Origin of the sequence: Bacillus sp. FSL R12-0074 (assembly GCF_038005725.1) — a bacterium.
Lineage (GTDB): Bacteria > Bacillota > Bacilli > Bacillales > Bacillaceae_G > Bacillus_A > Bacillus_A mycoides.
On the sequence record NZ_JBBOTR010000001.1, the window covers coordinates 1,143,774 to 1,163,167 of the forward strand.

Genomic DNA, 19,394 nt, shown 5'->3' on the forward strand with positions numbered 1-19,394 from the left:
TGGAATATCACTTGCTACTTTAATTTTCTTTTAATATAATTAATTTAGAATTTTTAAATATTCTAAATTTTATAAAGGTGGGGTTTGTGTGAATCTCGTTCAATCTTTGGCTGAAACGGCAAAAAAGAAGGGGGATAAACCGGCGTACATATTTATGGATCAGTCGGTCTCTTATGACCAATTAAACAAAGTGGTCACTAAGTTTTCTAGTAATTTAGCAAAAATGGGCATTGGAAAAGGGGACAATGTCGCATTAGCTGTAGGCAATTCACCACATTTTTTAGTAGGTTTATACGGAACGATGAAAGCCGGAGCAACTGTCATTCCGATTAATCCAATTTATACAGCAGACGAAATACATTACATATTACAAAATGGAGATGTAAAAACAATCATCGTACTCGACGTCCTTCTACCTGTTATACAATCTCTTACAACAAGACTTCCTTCACTTGAAAATATCATTATATGCGAAACCTCATCAGATTTTACTCATACAGAAACTGAAAAAATGAAAACGTTTACTAGTTGTATAGGAACTGGAGATGTAACTTACGAAGGTCCTGAACTAGAAGAAGAAGATGTAGCTGTTATTTTATACACTTCAGGTACAACTGGAAAGCCAAAAGGCGCTATGTTAACACATAAAAATTTATATAGTAACGCAAGCGATGTGGCGTCGTATTTACAATATACTGCGGACGATCGCGTCGTTGCGGCACTGCCGATGTTCCATGTGTTCTGTTTAACTGTTGCGGTAAATGCGCCGATTGTGAACGGGGCAACAATTTTAATGTTACCGAAGTTTAGTCCGAAAGAAGTATTCCGTATTTGTCGTACGTATGACCCAACGATTTTTGCGGGTGTACCGACAATGTACAATTACTTATATTTATTTGAAGAAGCGAGCGCAGAAGATGTGAAGACGCTTCGCCTTTGTATTTCAGGTGGTGCGTCAATGCCTGTTGCCCTTCTCCAAAACTTTGAAAACCGTTTTGACGTTATCGTTTCAGAAGGATACGGTTTATCAGAAGCATCACCAGTTACTTGTTTTAATCCATTAGATCGTCCTCGTAAACCAGGTTCGATTGGTACAAATATTTGGCACGTAGAAAATAAAATTGTGAACGAACTTGGGGAAGAAGTACCTGTTGGTGCAGTTGGGGAATTAATTGTTCGCGGACCTAACGTTATGAAGGGTTACTATAATGCACCAGAAGATACTACGGCGACAATTAAAGATGGCTGGCTATATACAGGAGACTTAGCGAAAATGGATGAAGAAGGTTACTTCTATATCGTCGATCGCAAAAAAGATATTGTTTTAGTTGGCGGTTATAACGTATATCCTCGTGAAGTAGAGGAAGTATTATATACTCATGATTCGGTAGCTGAAGTTGTCGTAATCGGTGTTCCTGATGAAAACTTAGGAGAAGCAGTGCGAGCTTACGTCGTTCTGAAACAAACGAGCGTAACAGAAGAAGAGCTTATGCATTACTGCACGTTACATTTAGCGAAATATAAAGTGCCAATGAGCATTGAGTTTTTAACAGAATTGCCGAAGAATACAACTGGTAAGTTGTTACGAAGAGCTTTGAGAGAGAAGGCATTGCAAGTATAAAAATAAAGATATCCATCTCTATGACTACATGTTTAGAGATGGATATCTTTTTGTCCCAAAAAGCTGGATTAGTTTGGATGGACAAAATTCTTACTCATTAAAGTTTCACGTTATTTTTTAGAATTGGTTAAGCTATAAGCCCATATATTTAAAACGTAATATTGCTAATAAGGAGGAGATATACGTGGAGCAGAAGGAATTACGCTTACGGAAAGTACAATATCTTATTTGTGACATTATGGATGAAATGAATATGGAGAGTGAAAAGAAGAACTTAGAAACATTGCAAAAGGTAATTGATCACCTTTCAGGAGCGATTGGGGATTTAGTAGATCCATCGAGTACGTATTCGTTGGACTATTTAGAGAGAAAAGTGCATACGGCTCATTATTTATTGTTTAAAAATGACCGGAAAGCGTATTTATGTAATAAATAGGAGTATTCGTTTAATTTTTTTATTTGACATTGATAATCATTATCAATATGATAGTTATGTTGGGTATATTCATATAAAGGGAGATGTCATGTTGATAATGATTAAGAAAAAATATATTAATGCATTCGTTATAGCAGCAACTTTAGCAGTTCCACTAAGTGGTTTCAATGCGCCAATTGCAAAAGCAGATGTGATTGAAATGAAGGCAGCTAGCAAACTTGCAGATGGTACATATGACGTTATTTTAAAAACTTATAAAGATCAAACGAATGAAACATCTGTTGCTTCTACATATTTGAAAAATGCAAAAGTAACAATTCAAGGTGACAAAAAAATCGTTACGTTAACAATTCAAGATAGTAGCTATTTCCAGTACCTTAGAGTAGAAGATACTAATAAAGTAGGGACATTCCATGATGTGAAAGTGATCTCTGAAGATAAAACAAATAATGGTACGAAGGTTGTTCAATTTGAAATCGATGAGTTCTCGAAAAAATATAATATGCAAATGCATATATTAATTCCAGCAATTAAATATGATCATAAATATCAGGTGCAGTTTGAAATCGATGCGAGTGCAATTGAAAAGAAATCTAAGTTCTCAGATGTACCGACTTGGGCACAAGAGTCAGTTCAATATTTAGTAGACAAAGAGGCAGTACACGGTAAGCCAGATGGTACATTTGCACCAGCTGAAAATATCGATCGTGGTTCAGCAGCAAAAATATTAGCTACTGTTTTAGGATTAGAAATTAATAAAGATGAGAAGCCATCATTCTCTGACGCGCAAAATCATTGGGCTACACCATACATCGCAGCAGTTGAAAAAGCTGGCATTGTAAAAGGTGATGATAAGGGTAACTTTAATCCGAGCGGGCTAATTAACCGTGCATCGATGGCTTCTATGCTTGTGAATGCATATAAATTAGAAAGAAATGAAAATATTAAACTACCAAAAGAATTTGCTGACTTAAAAGATCATTGGGGTAAGAAGTATGCGAACATTTTAATCCAAGAAAATATTTCAGTTGGAACAGATAATGGATGGGCTCCAGATAAATCGGTAAGCCGCGCAGAAGCAGCTCAATTTATTGCGAAGACAGATAAGTTAAAGAAATAAATCGAAACTAAAATCAGTGGGATTCCATTCCCGCTGATTTTTAGCTTGTATGAAGTTTCTTATATAATAATTCTAAATTCCAAGTTGACACATGTGAATTACGGAATTAAAATGGAAAGAAATCAAACAGAATACAATAGAAGCTCATCAGAGAAACTGAAGGCGCACAACGTTCACTTTTGTGAATAGATTGTGTGCCTTTTTCTATTGTACAAACTAAGGGGGCTTTATATATGAAACAGTGGAGTAAGACAGCATTAATGAAAAGTACAGGTGTTTTATTATCAGCATTTGTCCTTTTGTCAGGGTGTGGTTCGGCAACATCCACTAACAATTCTGAAGGAAGTGCAGATAAGAAGACAGTCGAACTTTTAAATGTTTCATATGATCCAACGCGTGAGTTATATCAAGATTTCAATAAAGACTTTGCGAAGTATTGGAAAGAGAAGCATGGTCAAACAGTAAATGTAAAGCAATCACACGGGGGATCTGGAAGTCAGGCACGCTCCGTTATTGACGGCTTAGAAGCAGACGTTGTAACACTAGCGCTCGCTTATGATATTGACGCGATTAGTAAGAAGAAACAACTAGCAGAAGATTGGCAGAAGCGACTTGCGGATAATTCTACTCCGTATACATCAACGATTGTATTTCTTGTGAGAAAAGGAAACCCGAAAGGAATTAAAGATTGGGATGATTTAACGAAAAAAGGTGTGTCTGTCATTACACCAAACCCAAAAACATCTGGGGGAGCACGGTGGAACTATTTAGGGGCGTGGGGATATGCACTGAAGAAATATAACAATAGTGAAGATAAGGCGAAAGAGTTTGTTGGCCAAATTTATAAAAACGTAGAAGTACTAGATTCAGGAGCACGCGGGGCAACGACGACTTTCGTTGAAAAAGGAATTGGTGATGTGTTAATCGCTTGGGAAAATGAAGCGTTATTATCACAAAAAGAACTTGGAAAAGATAAATTCGAAATTGTAACACCTTCGATTAGTATACTTGCCGAGCCGCCAGTAGCAGTTGTAGACAAAGTCGTTGATAAAAAAGGAACGAAAAAAGTAGCAGAAGGATATCTTGAATATTTGTATTCAGAAAAGGGGCAAGAAATTGCGGCGAAAAACTTTTATCGCCCCCGTAATGAAAAAGTAGCAGAGAAGTATGCATCACAATTTCCGAAAGTTCAATTATTTACAGTAGATGAACTATTTGGAGGCTGGAAAAAAGCACAAGAAAAGCATTTTAATGATGGCGGCGTATTCGATCAAATGTATAAAAAATAAGGGGGGATGAGGTGACGTTATATGAGGAAGAAGCGTGTCTTACCAGGGTTTGGATTATCTCTTGGATTTACAATGCTATATATGAGTTTATTCGTACTTATACCACTTTCTATCGTATTTATTCAAACTTCGCAGCTAGGCTGGAAGAAGTTCGCACAAGTTATAACGAGTGAGCGCGTGTTGCATTCCTATCAAGTAAGTTTCACAACTTCACTTGCAGCGGCAATCGTCAATGCCATTTTCGGTTTATTAATTGCTTGGGTACTCGTTCGCTACACATTTCCAGGGAAACGGTTATTAGACGGACTAATCGATTTACCATTCGCTCTTCCGACTGCTGTAGCTGGTATTACACTTACGACGCTTTATGCGGAAAATGGCTTTATTGGAAAAATATTTAGTGTGTTTCATATAAAAGTAGCTTTTACCCAGCTCGGCATTATTGTTGCACTTACGTTTATTGGCTTACCATTTGTCGTCCGAATGGTGCAACCAGTACTACAAAGTATTGATAAAGAAGTAGAAGAAGCAGCTTCTAGTTTAGGGGCGTCACGCTTTCAAATATTTGTGAAAATCATTTTGCCAGAAATATTCCCGGCTCTACTTGCTGGTTTTTCACTCGCCTTTGCGAGGGCGTTAGGGGAATATGGATCTGTCGTTTTTATTGCAGGTAATATGCCAATGAAAACAGAAATTGCACCGCTTATGATTATGACGAAACTAGAACAATATGATTATGCAGGCGCAACAGCTGTAGCGGCTGTGATGCTTATTATTTCTCTCCTTTTCCTACTATTTATTAATATGATTCAAACTTGGAGCAGAAGGCATGAACTGAAAAGTGAATAGGAGGGGAGAAAATGGAACCAACATTATTAGAAAAGAAAATAGTAAAAAGCGTATCAGTTAAAAAAGAATCTAAATTTGTACCAATTCTATTCATTACGATAACAATTTTATTTTTATCTCTCTTTCTATTACTGCCGCTCGTGACAATTTTTATGAAAGCGTTCGAACGAGGAATTGATGTATATATTGCCGCTGTAACAGATCAAGAAGCATTTTTGGCAATCAGGTTAACACTTCTCGTTGCATTAATTGTTGTACCGCTGAATACGATATTCGGAATAGCAGCTGCTTGGCTTATTACGAAGTTTCAGTTTAAAGGAAAGCAAGTATTATTATCTCTTATTGAACTGCCGTTTGCTGTATCACCAGTTATCGCAGGATTAGTATTCGTTTTACTTTTCACACCTCGTGCTGCTCTTGGCGGATGGTTAATGGAACACGGGATAAAGCTCATCTTCTCTGTTCCTGGCATTATCATTGCGACGATATTTGTTACGTTTCCATTCGTTGCGCGTGAATTAATCCCAGTTATGCAGGCGCAAGGGAAAAGTGAAGAAGAAGCGGCGCTATCACTTGGCGCAAGCGGCTGGAAAATGTTTTGGCACGTCACATTGCCAAATATAAAATGGGGTCTATTATACGGCATGATTTTATGTAACGCCCGGGCCATTGGTGAATTCGGAGCCGTTTCCGTTGTGTCTGGTCACGTGCGCGGCATGACAAATACAATGCCGCTTCATATTGAAATTTTGTACAATGAATATCAATTTTCAGCAGCGTTCGCTGTGGCGACTTTAATGTCACTCATCGCAGTTTTTACGCTCGTTATAAAAAACTGGATTGAATGGAGAATGGAAAAACGACAATAAGGAGTGAGTGCGGTGAGTATTCAAATTCAAAGTGTATCAAAACAATATGGTACATTTCAAGCGCTGACAGACATTCATTTGGATATTCCAAAAGGTGAACTGGTCGCTTTATTAGGCCCATCAGGTTCTGGGAAAACGACGTTATTACGAATTATTGCAGGACTAGAAGAAGCGGATGGAGGCTCTATTTCATTTGATGGAGAAGATTTAACTGATATTCACGTGAAAAACAGGCAAGTCGGTTTCGTCTTCCAGCACTATGCACTTTTTAAACATATGAATGTATTTGAAAATGTCGCTTTCGGTTTAAAAGTAAGAAAGAAAAACTTACGACCTTCAGCTGAAGTAATAAAAGAAAAAGTAACAGAACTATTGAAACTAGTAAAAATGGATGGTTTCGCAAAACGTTATCCAGCGCAATTATCTGGCGGACAACGCCAACGTATCGCACTAGCCCGGGCACTTGCAGTCGAACCGAAAATTTTATTGCTAGATGAACCGTTTGGTGCACTTGATGCAAAAGTACGGAAAGAATTGCGAAGATGGCTCCGGAAACTACATGACGAATTTCAAATTACGAGCGTATTCGTAACGCATGATCAAGAAGAAGCGTTAGACGTTGCAGACCGCATCGTTGTAATGAATGAAGGACGCATTGAACAAATGGGAACGCCGGAAGAAGTATATGAAAAACCAGCAAGTCCGTTCGTATATGACTTTTTAGGAAACGTGAATTTATTTCACGGCCGCGTTCATAAAGGTAAACTAAATGTAGGATCGGTGGAGCTAGAAGCACCAGAGCATAAGCACGTTTCAAACGTAGACGGAGTGGGATACGTAAGACCACATCACTTATCAATCGATCGTACGAAACAAAGTATAGATGCCATCCCGGCGAAAGTAACATACTCACATGCAGTTGGCCCTGTCGTATATGTAGAATTGAAGCGCGACGGAACAGATGAGTATCTAGAAGCAGAAATTAGTAAAGAACAGTTTAGACAACTAGGCATTCAAACAGGTGAGTTTGTATACGTACATCCGAGAGAAGTGAAAGTGTTTATTCCGGAGGATTTTGTGATTTAATAGTGAAAAGCCACACCTATATGAGTATTTATAGGTGCGGCTTTTCTTTGTTTACGTGAATGTCTGATTTTTATATATTCCGCCTCATCAATTCCCCAACCTGCGTCGCAATAAACGCAACATCAATGTCAATTTCATCCAACACGTAAGATTCTAAAATGCCCATTACAGCCGTTCCTAAAAACTTTAAAACGATGTGTTTATCAATGTTTTTATTGTGAAGATTGATGTGCTTAATATTTACGTTAAACGTGCATAACAAGTTATAATAGAAGAAATCAATAAGGAGGCTGGTTGTGAAGAATCTTCGTTATTTCAATATATTTACTATGTTACTTGTATACACACTACTTATGTTTTACATCGGCTGGAACGGATGGGTTTGGCTCAGTACGGTGTTCGGCTGGGAATCTTGGGGATATTACGCTTTCGTAGTTGGCTTCATTTCATATGCGTATATTCTCGTACAAGTATTTAAATTCCTTCCTTTCCTGCGAACGGTCGGTTCAATTTGGTTTGCGGTTATACAATACGCGCTTATGTTATTGCCGTTAGCCGATATTACAGTTTTCCTTCTACAGTTTTCAATGGAGAAAGAGACGGCAATTATTTGGACAGGAACGGTCGTTTTACTCGTATTCATCTTTATCTTTGCATATGGAGTATTCAACGCATATAGTCCAGTAGTAAGAAAGTACGAAGTGCACATACCGAAAAAAGTAGAAGGGCGTAAAAGTTTACGCATTGCGATGGCCTCTGATATGCATTTCGGTAAACTGTCTGGAGTTGCTCATTTAAAGAGATTGGTTCGTCATGTAAATGAAATGAAACCCGATATTATTTTACTGCCGGGTGATATTATCGATGATCATCCAGGTGTGTTCATTCAGAAAAATATGGGACCAATCATGAAACAGATGAAAGCTCCATTAGGCGTATATGGTGTGTTAGGAAACCATGAATATTACGGCCGAGCTGTTCCTGAGTTTTTACAAGAGATGGATAAGATTGATATTCGTATTCTTTTAGATGAAGTCATTACAATTGAAGATGATTTTTATCTCGTTGGAAGAAGGGATAAAACAGAGCGAGATCGTCAAAGCTTTGAAAATCTAATGAGTACGGTAGATAAATCGCTTCCTGTTATCGCAATGGATCACCAACCATTTGAATTAAAACAAGCAGCGGACGCCGGCGTTGATTTATTATTATCCGGTCACACGCATCGCGGACAAATGGCGCCGAACCATATTGTGACGAGAAGAATGTACGAACTAGACTGGGGATACGCACAAAAAGGTGCATTCCACGCAATTGTTTCTTCTGGATTTGGATTCTGGGGACCACCGCTTAGACTGGGAAGTAGATCTGAGATTGTGCAGGTTGAAGTTACATTTGAATAGGATTGTGAAATAGAGAGCTGAGTGCTCTCTATTTTTTAAAATGAAAAAAGGCTCCATATAAGGAGCGCTCAATAAAAACAAATGAATTAAAACAAATAACAGACATTTATAATATATATAAATAAACGTGAAATCAATATATTTTTAATTATAGATATATAAGAGCGGAATGTCCGTATTTACTCTCCTTGGAAAAAGAGATACTATAAGAAGACTCTGCTTGAAAAGGGGGATTTTAAGTGATCATATCAGATGTCATATACGGTGAGTTTAAAGTAGATAAAGTGTTAGAAGAATTAATTTTAAGTAAACCTGTGCAAAGGCTGAAAGGGGTTCATCAAGCCGGAGCAAGTTACTTAATGAATGAGAAATGGAATGTAACACGTTTTGATCATTCAGTTGGTGCTATGTTGTTAATTAAAAAGCTTGGTGGTTCAGTAGAAGAACAGATTGCGGGTTTACTACATGATGTATCGCATACTGCTTTTTCCCATGTGATCGATTACGTTTTTGATAACAAAAATGAAAGTTATCATGAAGAAATATTTAGTTCTGTCGTGAAAAACTCGGAAATCCCGGCGATTCTTTCAAAACATGGTTATAACTATGAAGATATTTTGTTAAATGATTCGAAGTGGACATTACTTGAAAAATCTGCGCCAGAATTATGTGCAGACCGAGTGGATTACACATTGAGAGATATGTATACATATGGATATATTTCTTTAGAAGAAGCTCAAGACTTTTTAAATGATTTAATCGAAGTTAATGGGAAAATGATTCTTCAAAATATTGAAATTGCAGAATGGTTTACGAAGACGTATTACAAAGAAGTAATCGATTTCTTTATGAAACCAATGAATATTTATGGAAACGATATGTTAGCTAAAACGTTAAAATTAGCTCTTCATAAAAAGGTTATTCATGTAGATGATTTTCTTCTCGAAGATGATAAGCTTATAGAGAAATTGCAGCTATGTAAAGATACAGAAGTACGTGCTTTATTAAGCAAAGTTCATCCGAATGTAAAAGTAGAAGAAGATAGAAATGATTATGATTTATATCAGAAAAATAAAGTACGTCTTATTGATCCTCCGTTACTTCATGAAGGGGAAGTTGTTCAATCGTCTATTGTGTCAGAAAACATAAGACAGATGAGCGATATCGCTTATGAAAAAGCAGTAAGAGGGATGTATGTGAAAGTGATTTCTGAGTAAAAAAGGTAGAGCATCCAATAGGGATGCTCTACCTTTTTCTCATTAATGATCAAACCAATTCCAAACCTCAATATCTCCAAGAGTAGCATAACGTATGTGAGGGGAATTTTGTAATTTTAATAACTCTTTCGACGGCCCAGTAATGACAATTCCGTATACTTTGACGCCGTTATCTTTTACATACTGATAGCGTTTATCTAAGTTTAGTTCGCTTTCAGGAAGCATAGCAACTGTACTTACAGTTTTTTTATGTGTAGAAAGAATACGCATCATTTCAATTACTTTGTCTTCTTGCGTTTTCTGTTTTTCTGTTTCATCATCAAGGAATCTTATATGTTCTGGAAAGCCTATAAAGTCGCTTCCAGATAGTATGAAATCTTCTTCATTTATTCTTTCTTGTCCTGTGTCTAAAGCGTACCATACAGGAGTTGGAGGGAGTTCTTGTGCTTCGAATATGCTATATAAAAGCGGTTCTAATTCTTTTAAAGTGTAAGTTTTATCAAAAGAAATTGCTACTTCTGCAACGGTTCCATCATGTACTTTTGCAAGTGTATCCCATACTTTTTTTGAGGAATCCTTTAAATAATCACCCTGCTTTGTTTTGGGATGAACAAAGAAGAGTTTTGGTTGATAGAACGGATTCATCCAAGTTTGTTTCGTGACATCTACAGATGATAAGAAGCTTTTTGTTTCTATTGTACCGAGTGGCATTTCTTTTTTACCGACGGTTCTTACTAAATCGAAGCTGCTGTTCGTACGGAAAAAAGCTTCTACACTTGTTCCGCCCCCCATAACACGGCTATTTGGGATAGTTGCCTCAAGTGCAAGCGAAGGAACTTCTCTAATTTCTTCTAGCCTTCTATCATTATTAGCTTGAAAATAAAAGGCTGATAATACCCCGCCGATTATATATATAACGATGCAAATGGATAATATAAAACCAAACGTTTGTAACCGATGTTTCCACTTAATTCTCCAAAAAGGAACTTTAAGATCTTTTGGCGGTAATTTTTTCTTTACGGGTTCACTCTTCGCAAGCAATTCATCTAAATGAGCTTCACATTCTGCACAAGTTTCTATATGACTTTCTAACTGTTCTTGTTCGTCATGTGTGAGTGTTCCTTTTTCGTATTTCGTCCACAGTTTTTTAAACTCTGCACAACCCATCTGTATCACTCCTTTATGCTTTTCGTTTCTTTTCGTCCTCGGTGTAATTCAATTTTTACTTTTGCTAACGAGAGACCAGTCATTTCTGCTATTTCCTTATAAGAGAATCCGTAGTAATCTCGTAGTAGTAACACATTTCGTCTTTCGAGCGGAAGAGAGGATATACTTTGTAACCAACTAGTAATCTCATATTTTACGAAATAAGAGTGTTCTGTACTTGGCACGTTTGGTAAATGGAATTCTTCAATTTGCGTTGTTTTATACTTCTTTTCTTTTCGGTACCAATCGATAAAGGCGTTGTAGGCGATTGTAAATAACCACGGCCTAATTTCTTCTCCTTTATAATAGTCAATATGGACGAGCATTCGGTAAAATGTTTCTTGCATGAGATCTTCAGCACTATGAGAATCTCCGGTTAGGGAGAGAAGATAGCGAAATAAATCTTGCATATGCTCGGAGTAAATTTCTTCTAATGATTGTTTGCGTTTCACTACATTTCCCTCCCTTCATACATAACAACGAAATACATATAAAAAAGTTACAATTTTTATGGAATTATAGTAAAAAACGTCAAGAATTGGATAGGATTCTCTTTTATCATAATACATATAAGGCGGGTGAACAGAGATGGAAAGCTATGAAACACAAATTCAAAGGTCAATTGATTATATTGAGGAAGATGTAATGGAAAAACAAACGCTGCGTAATTTAGCACGTGTTGCAGGTTTTTCTGAGTCGCATTTTCATCGTGTATTCCAGGCGTTAGTAGGCGATACAGTAATGGAGTATGTTCGAAAGAGGAGGTTAGCCCGGGCAGCTTATCAACTTTCTCATACGGATGAAAAAGTTATTGATATCGCATTTGAGCATGGCTTTCAATCTCACGAAACGTTCACGAGAGCCTTTAAAAAATTATTTCAAATGACACCAAGTGAATATCGAAAACAAGAAATCGAAACACCAATGTATTATAGAGTGAATGTAAAACAAAGAAAATTAAATCCATATTTAGGGGGCATACAAATGGAATATCGTATTGTAAATAAACCAGAATTTTTAATGGCGGGTTATGAGCTGAAGACGACAAGTAAAGAAGGAAAAAACCATCAAGACATTCCAGCATTTTGGCAAGAATATTTACAAAAAGATCTTGGAACGACGATTCCGAATCGTAAAGATACGAGCCAATGGGTAGAACTTGGATTATGTACTGATTTTAATTTAGAAACAGGGGACTTCACTTATATTATCGGAATGGAAGTTACAGACTTTGAAAATGTACCAAATGCAGTTGCAAAGCGTACATTCCCAGCGGCGACATATGCAGTATTTACAACGCCGAAAGTTCCTCATGAAGAAATGGTATCGTCTATTCACCATACGTGGAATGCAGTATTCTCAGAATGGTTCCCGCATTCAGGATACGAACATTGCGGCGTTAATGAGTTTGAGCTATACGATGAACGTTCCCATGCAGACAAAAGTGAGTTCGCTCAAATTGAACTTTGGATACCGGTGAAGAAGAAATAATAGAAAGAAAGACCGTTCAAAAGGTATTTTTGGACGGTCTTCTTTTATTAATAGGTTGCTACTATTGTTGTATTTTATAGTTAAGTCGATATAATTTCATTTACTAGCGCGCTGCTCCAAAAAGAGAAAGGTGCTTTATAAAAGCACCTTTTCCTACGAACTAAATGGAAACACAAGTATAATCGTCGTTCCTTTTCCAACTTCACTATCAATGAAAATCGTTCCGTTATGGGCATGAACGAGCTGTTTTGTAATGGCGAGACCAAGTCCAGTTCCGATGTTGCTTTCTTCTGTATTCGTTCCTCTGTAATATCGCTCGAATAGAAGTTCTTTCGTTTTATCATCCATACCTTTTCCATTATCTGAAATAGATAGTGTAAATGAATTTGCATTTTGCGAAAGTTTTACGATTACGTATGTCGTTTCATTATTATGTTTTACAGCGTTTGCGAGTAGGTTTTCGATAATACGTTGGAACCATTTTTCTTCAATAAAATATTGGATTTTGCTTGAACTTGGCACGAATTCAATGTTTTGATTTTGTAGTGTCGGGTTATTAATAAATTGTAATAGTACTTTTCGGACGAACTGATTAATTTCAACATTTACATGTTGCGCAGGAAGAGTATCATTTTTTAATTGATATGTTAAGCTTAAGTCATCAATTAATGTAGTCATATATTGAGATTTTTCTTTCATTACATGGCCAAATTGTTGAATGTCTTGATCCGTCCAATTATATTGCTTCGATTCTAGTAATAATGCATAGCCGTATATAGAGCTAAGCGGTGTTTTTAGATCATGCGTCAGGCCGGTAATCCACTCTTCACGTGTTTGTTGCAGTACTTTTCTCATTGCATCGTTCTTTTTCAAAGTAATAGAAAGGTGCTCTAGTGAGTTTGTAACATCTTTAAATATGCGGAACGACCATTTTTCTTTACCGGAGCGCCGAAACCGAACAGGTTTGCCTTTTTTACTAACAGGTTCTTCATATTTTCCTCCGGCTATGTTTTTAAGCCAGCGCATCGTGTGTAATAAAGGCTTTCCAAACTTATTTCCATACCAAATTGAAAGAATGACTAAATAAGCAAACACAATAAGGAGGATTAAGCTGCATCCGATTAGAAGTTTCTTGGTAAATATATCATCTAATTCATCATCTGGATAATAATGAGCGTTTGGGGCGGATACAACGACGAGATGACCGCTATTTGAATCGTAAAAACTAGATGTATTTTCTTTATAATTCCACGGTTCTTTTTCATTAAGAGCCGTTTTTATAGCCGAAAATGTTTTTTTCTTCCCAGTTGGATAGGAAAAAACTTCTTCGCCATTGTTATTAAATATTTGCAGTGTTGCTTTTTCTTTAGAAAGTAATTGTTTTTCTTGTTCAGTTAATGCAAATTCATTTAATGATAAAGAAGGGTGTCCTTGTTGTATCGTTTTTAGTAATACATTACTTTTTAGTTTGGCACCGTAAATAACGATCACTGGTTTCTTTTCTAATTTAATTTCCCAATAGTTAAATTTATAAATGTTGTTGTTACTATTCTGTAAATACGTAAGTAAGGATGTCTTTGTGTAAGAGGTCGGAACATCGTTAGGCGTATTAAAGTTGTAAAGGACCTTTCCATCTTCATCTACAATTTGAAGCCAATCACTCTTTTCTGTTATTAAATCTTTTACCTCAGATTTTAAAGTAATGTTATTGTCTTCAGAAGAAATATATTCGGAGATTGTAAAGGTATCATAATCAGAAATATTAGGTTCATATAAAGTACTATTAAGAAGAAAAATTAAATAAGAAAAAGAAGCAATTACTGCGATAAGTAACGTAACTAAGACAAAAACGTGTTGTAAAATAAACTGGATTATAAGTCGTTTATTAAAATTCATATCTTTAACCTACTTTGTAATGAACTTATAGCCAAGTCCACGAACTGTTTTTATGTATTCTGGTTTACTTGGATCTTGTTCAATTTTTTCACGTAGTTTTCGAATGTGAACCATAACAGTATTATCATCTCCATTATAGGCAGGTGCTCCCCAAACTTTTTCATATAATTCTTCCTTCGAAAATACGTAGTTCGGATTCTCACAAAAGAATAGTAGTAGTTGAAAGAGTTGAGCGGAACATTCGACAACGTTTCCATCTACTGTTAGTTCCGCAGAATGTTGATCAATTTCAAATCTCCCAAAAGAAAAGGAGTATATTCTTTGTTCTTGTATGTTTTGTTTCATATGTCTTCGGAGTTGAGCTTTCATACGAGCGACTACTTCTAGTGGATTAAATGGTTTCGTAATGTAATCATCCGCACCGTATGAAAATCCGGAAATTTTATCTACATCAGATGTTTTTGCTGTTAGGAAGAAGATAGGGCAATCCGTTTTTTGGCGAAGGATTGGACAAATGTCAAAACCGGATTGTCCAGGAAGCATTACATCTAAAATAATTAAATCGTAATTGTTTTGCTCGGTGAGAGATAAGGCTATTTCCGCAGATGTTGCAGTTGTAATATGAGAAAAACCTTCTTTTTCAAGAATGGTAGTTAGTAATTGTAAAATTGCTGTTTCATCATCAATGAGTAGAATATTTGCGTGATACATATGAATCCCTCCTAATTTCCTCGAATATCATATCATCTTTTTGTAACTTATGGAATTTTTAAGGAAATTTTAAGGTTTTCTTTCACAAAAAATTAAGATTCAAATGATATGATAAAAGTAACATGGGGAGGAGATGAATGTGAATCCGTTTCAAACGATGCGAGCTAGATATTTTTTAATTGTATTTGCATTACTAATTTTAATAGCACGAAGTAGTAATGAAGTGCTAGAAAATACATTTCATATACAGAATTCATCTTTTATAAATATGCTTATATTTTATATCCTTCCAATAATATGGCTTTTTTACGGATATAGAAAGCATCGTGTTTCATTTTCATTATTTATTAATAGAAACGAAACATTTAACCTAGTGCAAGTTTTGTACATCGCGATTATGCTTTGTATGTTTAGTTACGGCTATCTTATTTTATATATGTACAGCTTTGCATGGATTACACCAGATTTTATTATGAATGCCTTGCATGAACCGATTATAGATAGTACCGGGGGATATGTATTTCAATTTATTAGGGTTGTATTTATTGCGCCTATTGTCGGAGAGTTTGTTTTTCGAGGGTTTTTACTGCAGCGTTTTGCAGCAAAATGGGGTACTAGTATAGCAATGGTCGTTGTAGCACTTTTATTTGCTTGCTTACATGTTGATTTCCTTGGTGCAGTTGTGTTTAGCATCGTACTATCAATTGTATATATTCGTACGAAAAGCTTACTCATGCCAATTGCTATTCATATGTTAAACAATGCGTTTGTGCTTAGTTCTTCTTTTTTAGTAAGTAGAGAAAAGATAATGAGTTTTGCCGATTTTTCGCACTATACGACGTTCTTTCCAGGACTTATTATTTTTATAACGGGATTAAACTTAGTACTCATCTTTTTATTTGTTAACCGCAAATATTGGAATAAAGAAATGCCAGCTATATATGTAGAGCAGGGAAAGAGTTTTTCAGATGTAGTGGGGGGTAAGTAAGATGAAGAAAACGTTTGAAAAAATATTGAAAGACATTATAGAGTCTACGTCTCTTACAGATATGTGTGATAAAAGCGTTTGTCATTGGGTGCAACCTGTAGTAGATACAATTGTGTTTCCAGAGTATTACTTATTTTCTAGTACTCATTTAAAAGGAAATATTATTTCTCTTCTTATTGTGTTAGGGGTTTTACTAATATTTGGTCTAATTGTAGAAGAAATGATGAAGCGCATCTTCAAAAAAAATGAAGAGAAGTATATGTGGGTTCATAAAGTATTCGAGAAAGTAATGGTGGCTTTCCTTTTGTTTTATGGCATGAAAACAATCATTTACTTTATAGCTTTGAAACATCATTAATTCGAAATTTGAAAGGGATGTATAAAATTATATGAATGAAACAATATCATCAAATAAGTTTTTTTATTTGATTGTGCTTAGTATAGTGCTGATAACGACAGTCAATGTTATTCTTCGCTGGGAGGAAGCTTATTTCTTTATGTATTTAGCACTCCATTTGTTAGGAATATTATGTATAAGCGGCGGAGTAGTTGCTGAGAAAAAGCATGAAGAAAGTATTAATTATATGTGTGTGATGGGTCTTATTTTACTTCTAACTGTACAAGGTATTATGAAATATAGTTCTTTTTCTTTGCAAGATTTTAGTTTGTTAATAGATGTACTTCCTTAAGGAGAGGCTCTTTATTTTATCTAAAAGGCGGTTTGCCAGTGCATTTCTTATCCCAGATTATGAACCGAATAAAGTGTCTAAAGGTAGGTGAAACTCTTCTTATGTAGAAGAGTTTTTTTATGTAAGTAGAAGGCTCTCGAGCAATTCTCATAATAAGCTTGTTCTAATTTAGCATGTACGAACTTACAATAATAATAGACAGGCAGCATAGAGGAGGGAATAGCGTGAGGAAAGTTATTGGGTGGTCGTTTTTTTTGTACGTTGGGTTTGCGTTACTTATATATTGGTATTTATTTGGATGGAATCATGAACTCATTCCGGACATGTATAAAGGAACGAGTGCAGATCCAGAAACTTTTATGAATGCGAGGGAGCTTACGCTAAGCCAAGATTATTCGCGCGTGAAAAACTTACTGTTCTTTTTAGCGACGCCTCTTGAATGGATTATTTTATTGTTTGTACTTGTGCTCGGTATTTCAAAAAAGTTTGAGAAATGGTCGAAGGAAACGACCAAAATAAATGTCTTACAAGTTGCGATTTATTTCTTTTATTTATCACTACTAACAACAGTTCTTGCATTACCGATGCAATGGATCGGGCGTAAAGTATCCGTTGATTACGGAATATCTACGCAAAGCACACAAAGCTGGATAAAAGATCATGTCATCGATTTTTGGGTGAACTATGCGACTATGTTACTCATTGTTTCGGTTCTGTTATGGCTCATCCGTAAATTTCCGAAGAGATGGTGGCTAGCAGGATGGGCGCTCTCTGTTCCGTTTACGATTTTCTTAACGTTTGTGCAACCTGTTGTAATTGATCCACTTTATAATGATTTTTCAACGCTGAAAAATAAGGAATTAGAAACGAAAATTTTAGCGATCGCAGATAAAGCTGATATTCCAGCTAAACACGTATATGAAGTAAATATGTCGGAAAAAACGAATTCGTTAAATGCGTACGTAACGGGAATTGGCCCTAACGCCCGTATTGTAATGTGGGATACAACACTTAAGCAATTAAAAGATAAAGAGATTTTATTTATAATGGCTCATGAAATGGGACATTACGTAATGAAACATATATATTGGGGCGTTGCGAGCTATGTGTTGCTATCGTTTATAGGTATGTATTTAATTAGTCGTATTATAAATATGTGTATTCGAAAATGGGGAGATACACTGCAAATTCCAAAATTAGCATGTTTCTCAATTTTACCTTTATTTTTCTTAATTTCCTCTTTATTATCTTTTGCAGCACAACCAGCAACAAACTACGTTTCTCGTATAGAGGAACGAGCGGCAGATCAATATGCTTTAGATATGACGAAAGATGGAAAATCAGGTGTGAAAACTTTTCAATATTTATCAAAAACGAGCTTAAGCCAAGTGAATCCGCCTGCGTTAGTGAAGTTTTTCTTATATACACATCCACCAATTTTTGAAAGAATTCATACATTTGAACAATATGAAAAAGAGAAGAAGCAGTAGTGTACTGCTTCTTTTTATTGTGGATGATTCGAGTTTTGGAAAATTATAGTGTATAATACGTAGAATATTCAGTTAAATATTTAGGAGGTTAATATTTTGTTTCATTCAAAATCAATGCCGGCTATAAAAATGATCCTTTCGATGTCTATTTTCGGATCGATTGGATTTTTTTCTGTCCAAACGGGTTTACCATCTTTTGAATTAGTATTTATTCGTTGTATTTGTGCGACTTTATTTTTAACGCTATGTTGGTTTGCAACAGGACAATATAAAAATGAGAAATGGAATAAAAAAGAAATTGTACAAATATTAGCGTGTGGCGTATTTCTCGTTTTTAACTGGGTGTTTTTATTTAAAGCGTTTGAAGTCATGTCGATTACAATTGCGATTTCTGTATATCATCTTGCACCGATCATCGTATTAATGATTGGTAGTATTGTATTTAAAGAGAGGTTAACAGCATTTGCGGTTCTGTCCATTACCATATGTTTCATCGGTACAGTTTTAGTAGCTGGGGTAGATGGAAGTATGTCGCTTGAGAAACTTATGTCGTCTGGAATGGTGTGGGCGCTTCTTGCGGCTTTATTTTATGCATTTACAACGTTGCTCGGAAAAGGAATTAAGCATACGAGTGCATATGCGATGACATTTTTACAAACTTTTTTGGGTATATTTTTATTGCTACCATTCGTAGACTTCGGGAAGTTTCAAGGATTAACAGAGATGAACTGGATGATGATCACAGCGACAGGACTTATACATACGGGATTTGTATATTACTTATTTTTTGACAGTTTAAGAGATTTATCGACGAGATTAATTTCGGTATTAGTGTTTTTAGATCCTGCGGTTGCAATTTTGTTAGATACGGTCTTTACCGGTTTTAGACCGACTAGTATGCAAATTGTAGGGATTATTCTTATATTTGTAGGAATGGCGTTTACTTTTCGAAAAACGAAGGATGAAAAAATGGTGGTAAAAGAAAATACGTATTATGAAGTGTGAAAAATTACCTCCTAACGTATTGAGAATT

20 protein-coding genes are annotated in these 19,394 nt (G+C 35.8%); 15 read left to right on the plus strand and 5 right to left on the minus strand.

Annotation, left to right across the window (positions count from 1 at the left end; translation table 11 throughout):
• Nucleotides 1–88: 88 nt before the first annotated feature.
• The 7 genes from NSS97_RS05880 (at nucleotide 89) to NSS97_RS05910 (ending at nucleotide 7,270) form a co-directional block, all read left to right on the plus strand.
• Nucleotides 89–1,621 carry a fatty acid--CoA ligase family protein gene (locus NSS97_RS05880; RefSeq protein WP_044444038.1) on the plus strand — a complete coding sequence of 511 codons (1,533 nt, stop codon included), beginning with the start codon at nucleotides 89–91 and terminating at the stop codon, nucleotides 1,619–1,621.
• Nucleotides 1,622–1,805: 184 nt separating this feature from the next.
• Nucleotides 1,806–2,057 carry a hypothetical protein gene (locus NSS97_RS05885; protein WP_060749789.1) on the plus strand — a complete coding sequence of 84 codons (252 nt, stop codon included), beginning with the start codon at nucleotides 1,806–1,808 and terminating at the stop codon, nucleotides 2,055–2,057.
• A 97-nt stretch (nucleotides 2,058–2,154) separates the two neighbouring features.
• Nucleotides 2,155–3,177, plus strand: a complete 1,023-nt coding sequence (locus NSS97_RS05890; protein ID WP_107887141.1) for an NEAT domain-containing protein — start codon at nucleotides 2,155–2,157, stop codon at nucleotides 3,175–3,177.
• A 233-nt stretch (nucleotides 3,178–3,410) separates the two neighbouring features.
• Nucleotides 3,411–4,466 carry a sulfate ABC transporter substrate-binding protein gene (locus tag NSS97_RS05895; protein ID WP_002011197.1) on the plus strand — a complete coding sequence of 352 codons (1,056 nt, stop codon included), beginning with the start codon at nucleotides 3,411–3,413 and terminating at the stop codon, nucleotides 4,464–4,466.
• A 21-nt stretch (nucleotides 4,467–4,487) separates the two neighbouring features.
• On the plus strand, nucleotides 4,488–5,315 hold the full coding sequence (gene cysT / locus NSS97_RS05900; RefSeq protein ID WP_002168928.1) for a sulfate ABC transporter permease subunit CysT: 828 nt from the start codon (nucleotides 4,488–4,490) through the stop codon (nucleotides 5,313–5,315).
• A gap of 11 nt (nucleotides 5,316–5,326) precedes the next feature.
• A complete protein-coding gene (gene cysW, locus NSS97_RS05905; protein ID WP_002168927.1) occupies nucleotides 5,327–6,184 on the plus strand; it encodes a sulfate ABC transporter permease subunit CysW in 858 nt (285 codons plus the stop codon).
• Between the two features lie 12 nt (nucleotides 6,185–6,196).
• Nucleotides 6,197–7,270: a sulfate/molybdate ABC transporter ATP-binding protein gene (locus NSS97_RS05910; protein WP_016119787.1), complete on the plus strand. Its 1,074-nt coding sequence runs from the start codon at nucleotides 6,197–6,199 to the stop codon at nucleotides 7,268–7,270.
• Nucleotides 7,271–7,340: 70 nt separating this feature from the next.
• Here NSS97_RS05910 and NSS97_RS05915 read toward each other — a convergent pair whose 3' ends face one another.
• Complete coding sequence (locus NSS97_RS05915) at nucleotides 7,341–7,532, minus strand: hypothetical protein (RefSeq protein ID WP_044741124.1); 192 nt, start codon at nucleotides 7,530–7,532, stop codon at nucleotides 7,341–7,343.
• 34 nt (nucleotides 7,533–7,566) lie between these two features.
• On the opposite strand from NSS97_RS05915, the gene NSS97_RS05920 reads away from it, so the two are divergent.
• The gene (locus NSS97_RS05920; RefSeq protein ID WP_016119788.1) at nucleotides 7,567–8,673 is read left to right on the plus strand and encodes a metallophosphoesterase; all 1,107 of its coding nucleotides are present in this window, start codon (nucleotides 7,567–7,569) and stop codon (nucleotides 8,671–8,673) included.
• 239 nt (nucleotides 8,674–8,912) lie between these two features.
• Nucleotides 8,913–9,890 carry an HD domain-containing protein gene (locus NSS97_RS05925; RefSeq protein ID WP_107887042.1) on the plus strand — a complete coding sequence of 326 codons (978 nt, stop codon included), beginning with the start codon at nucleotides 8,913–8,915 and terminating at the stop codon, nucleotides 9,888–9,890.
• Between the two features lie 42 nt (nucleotides 9,891–9,932).
• Here NSS97_RS05925 and NSS97_RS05930 read toward each other — a convergent pair whose 3' ends face one another.
• Nucleotides 9,933–11,057 (minus strand): anti-sigma factor, encoded by a 1,125-nt coding sequence (locus NSS97_RS05930; protein WP_341111929.1) that lies wholly within the window; start codon nucleotides 11,055–11,057, stop codon nucleotides 9,933–9,935.
• Nucleotides 11,058–11,062: 5 nt separating this feature from the next.
• Complete coding sequence (locus NSS97_RS05935; RefSeq protein ID WP_044444031.1) at nucleotides 11,063–11,548, minus strand: RNA polymerase sigma factor; 486 nt, start codon at nucleotides 11,546–11,548, stop codon at nucleotides 11,063–11,065.
• Nucleotides 11,549–11,684: 136 nt separating this feature from the next.
• Here NSS97_RS05935 and NSS97_RS05940 point away from each other — a divergent pair, with 136 nt between their 5' ends.
• Entirely contained in the window at nucleotides 11,685–12,587 is a 903-nt protein-coding gene (locus NSS97_RS05940) for an AraC family transcriptional regulator (protein ID WP_341111931.1), read from the plus strand.
• Between the two features lie 153 nt (nucleotides 12,588–12,740).
• Here the strand turns inward: NSS97_RS05940 and NSS97_RS05945 are convergent, their stop codons facing one another.
• On the minus strand, nucleotides 12,741–14,483 hold the full coding sequence (locus tag NSS97_RS05945) for an ATP-binding protein (RefSeq protein ID WP_107887040.1): 1,743 nt from the start codon (nucleotides 14,481–14,483) through the stop codon (nucleotides 12,741–12,743).
• A gap of 9 nt (nucleotides 14,484–14,492) precedes the next feature.
• Complete coding sequence (locus tag NSS97_RS05950; RefSeq protein WP_002011226.1) at nucleotides 14,493–15,194, minus strand: response regulator transcription factor; 702 nt, start codon at nucleotides 15,192–15,194, stop codon at nucleotides 14,493–14,495.
• Between the two features lie 139 nt (nucleotides 15,195–15,333).
• Here NSS97_RS05950 and NSS97_RS05955 point away from each other — a divergent pair, with 139 nt between their 5' ends.
• The 5 genes from NSS97_RS05955 to NSS97_RS05975 all read left to right on the plus strand — a co-directional run bounded on the left by NSS97_RS05955 (nucleotide 15,334) and on the right by NSS97_RS05975 (nucleotide 19,366).
• Nucleotides 15,334–16,182 carry a CPBP family glutamic-type intramembrane protease gene (locus tag NSS97_RS05955; protein WP_107887039.1) on the plus strand — a complete coding sequence of 283 codons (849 nt, stop codon included), beginning with the start codon at nucleotides 15,334–15,336 and terminating at the stop codon, nucleotides 16,180–16,182.
• Nucleotide 16,183: 1 nt separating this feature from the next.
• The gene (locus tag NSS97_RS05960; protein WP_131929237.1) at nucleotides 16,184–16,540 is read left to right on the plus strand and encodes a hypothetical protein; all 357 of its coding nucleotides are present in this window, start codon (nucleotides 16,184–16,186) and stop codon (nucleotides 16,538–16,540) included.
• A 31-nt stretch (nucleotides 16,541–16,571) separates the two neighbouring features.
• Nucleotides 16,572–16,871, plus strand: a complete 300-nt coding sequence (locus NSS97_RS05965) for a hypothetical protein (RefSeq protein WP_088292285.1) — start codon at nucleotides 16,572–16,574, stop codon at nucleotides 16,869–16,871.
• Between the two features lie 224 nt (nucleotides 16,872–17,095).
• A complete protein-coding gene (locus tag NSS97_RS05970) occupies nucleotides 17,096–18,361 on the plus strand; it encodes a M48 family metallopeptidase (RefSeq protein WP_088030988.1) in 1,266 nt (421 codons plus the stop codon).
• A gap of 96 nt (nucleotides 18,362–18,457) precedes the next feature.
• Nucleotides 18,458–19,366, plus strand: a complete 909-nt coding sequence (locus NSS97_RS05975) for a DMT family transporter (protein WP_341111935.1) — start codon at nucleotides 18,458–18,460, stop codon at nucleotides 19,364–19,366.
• The last annotated feature ends 28 nt before the right edge of the window (nucleotides 19,367–19,394 follow it).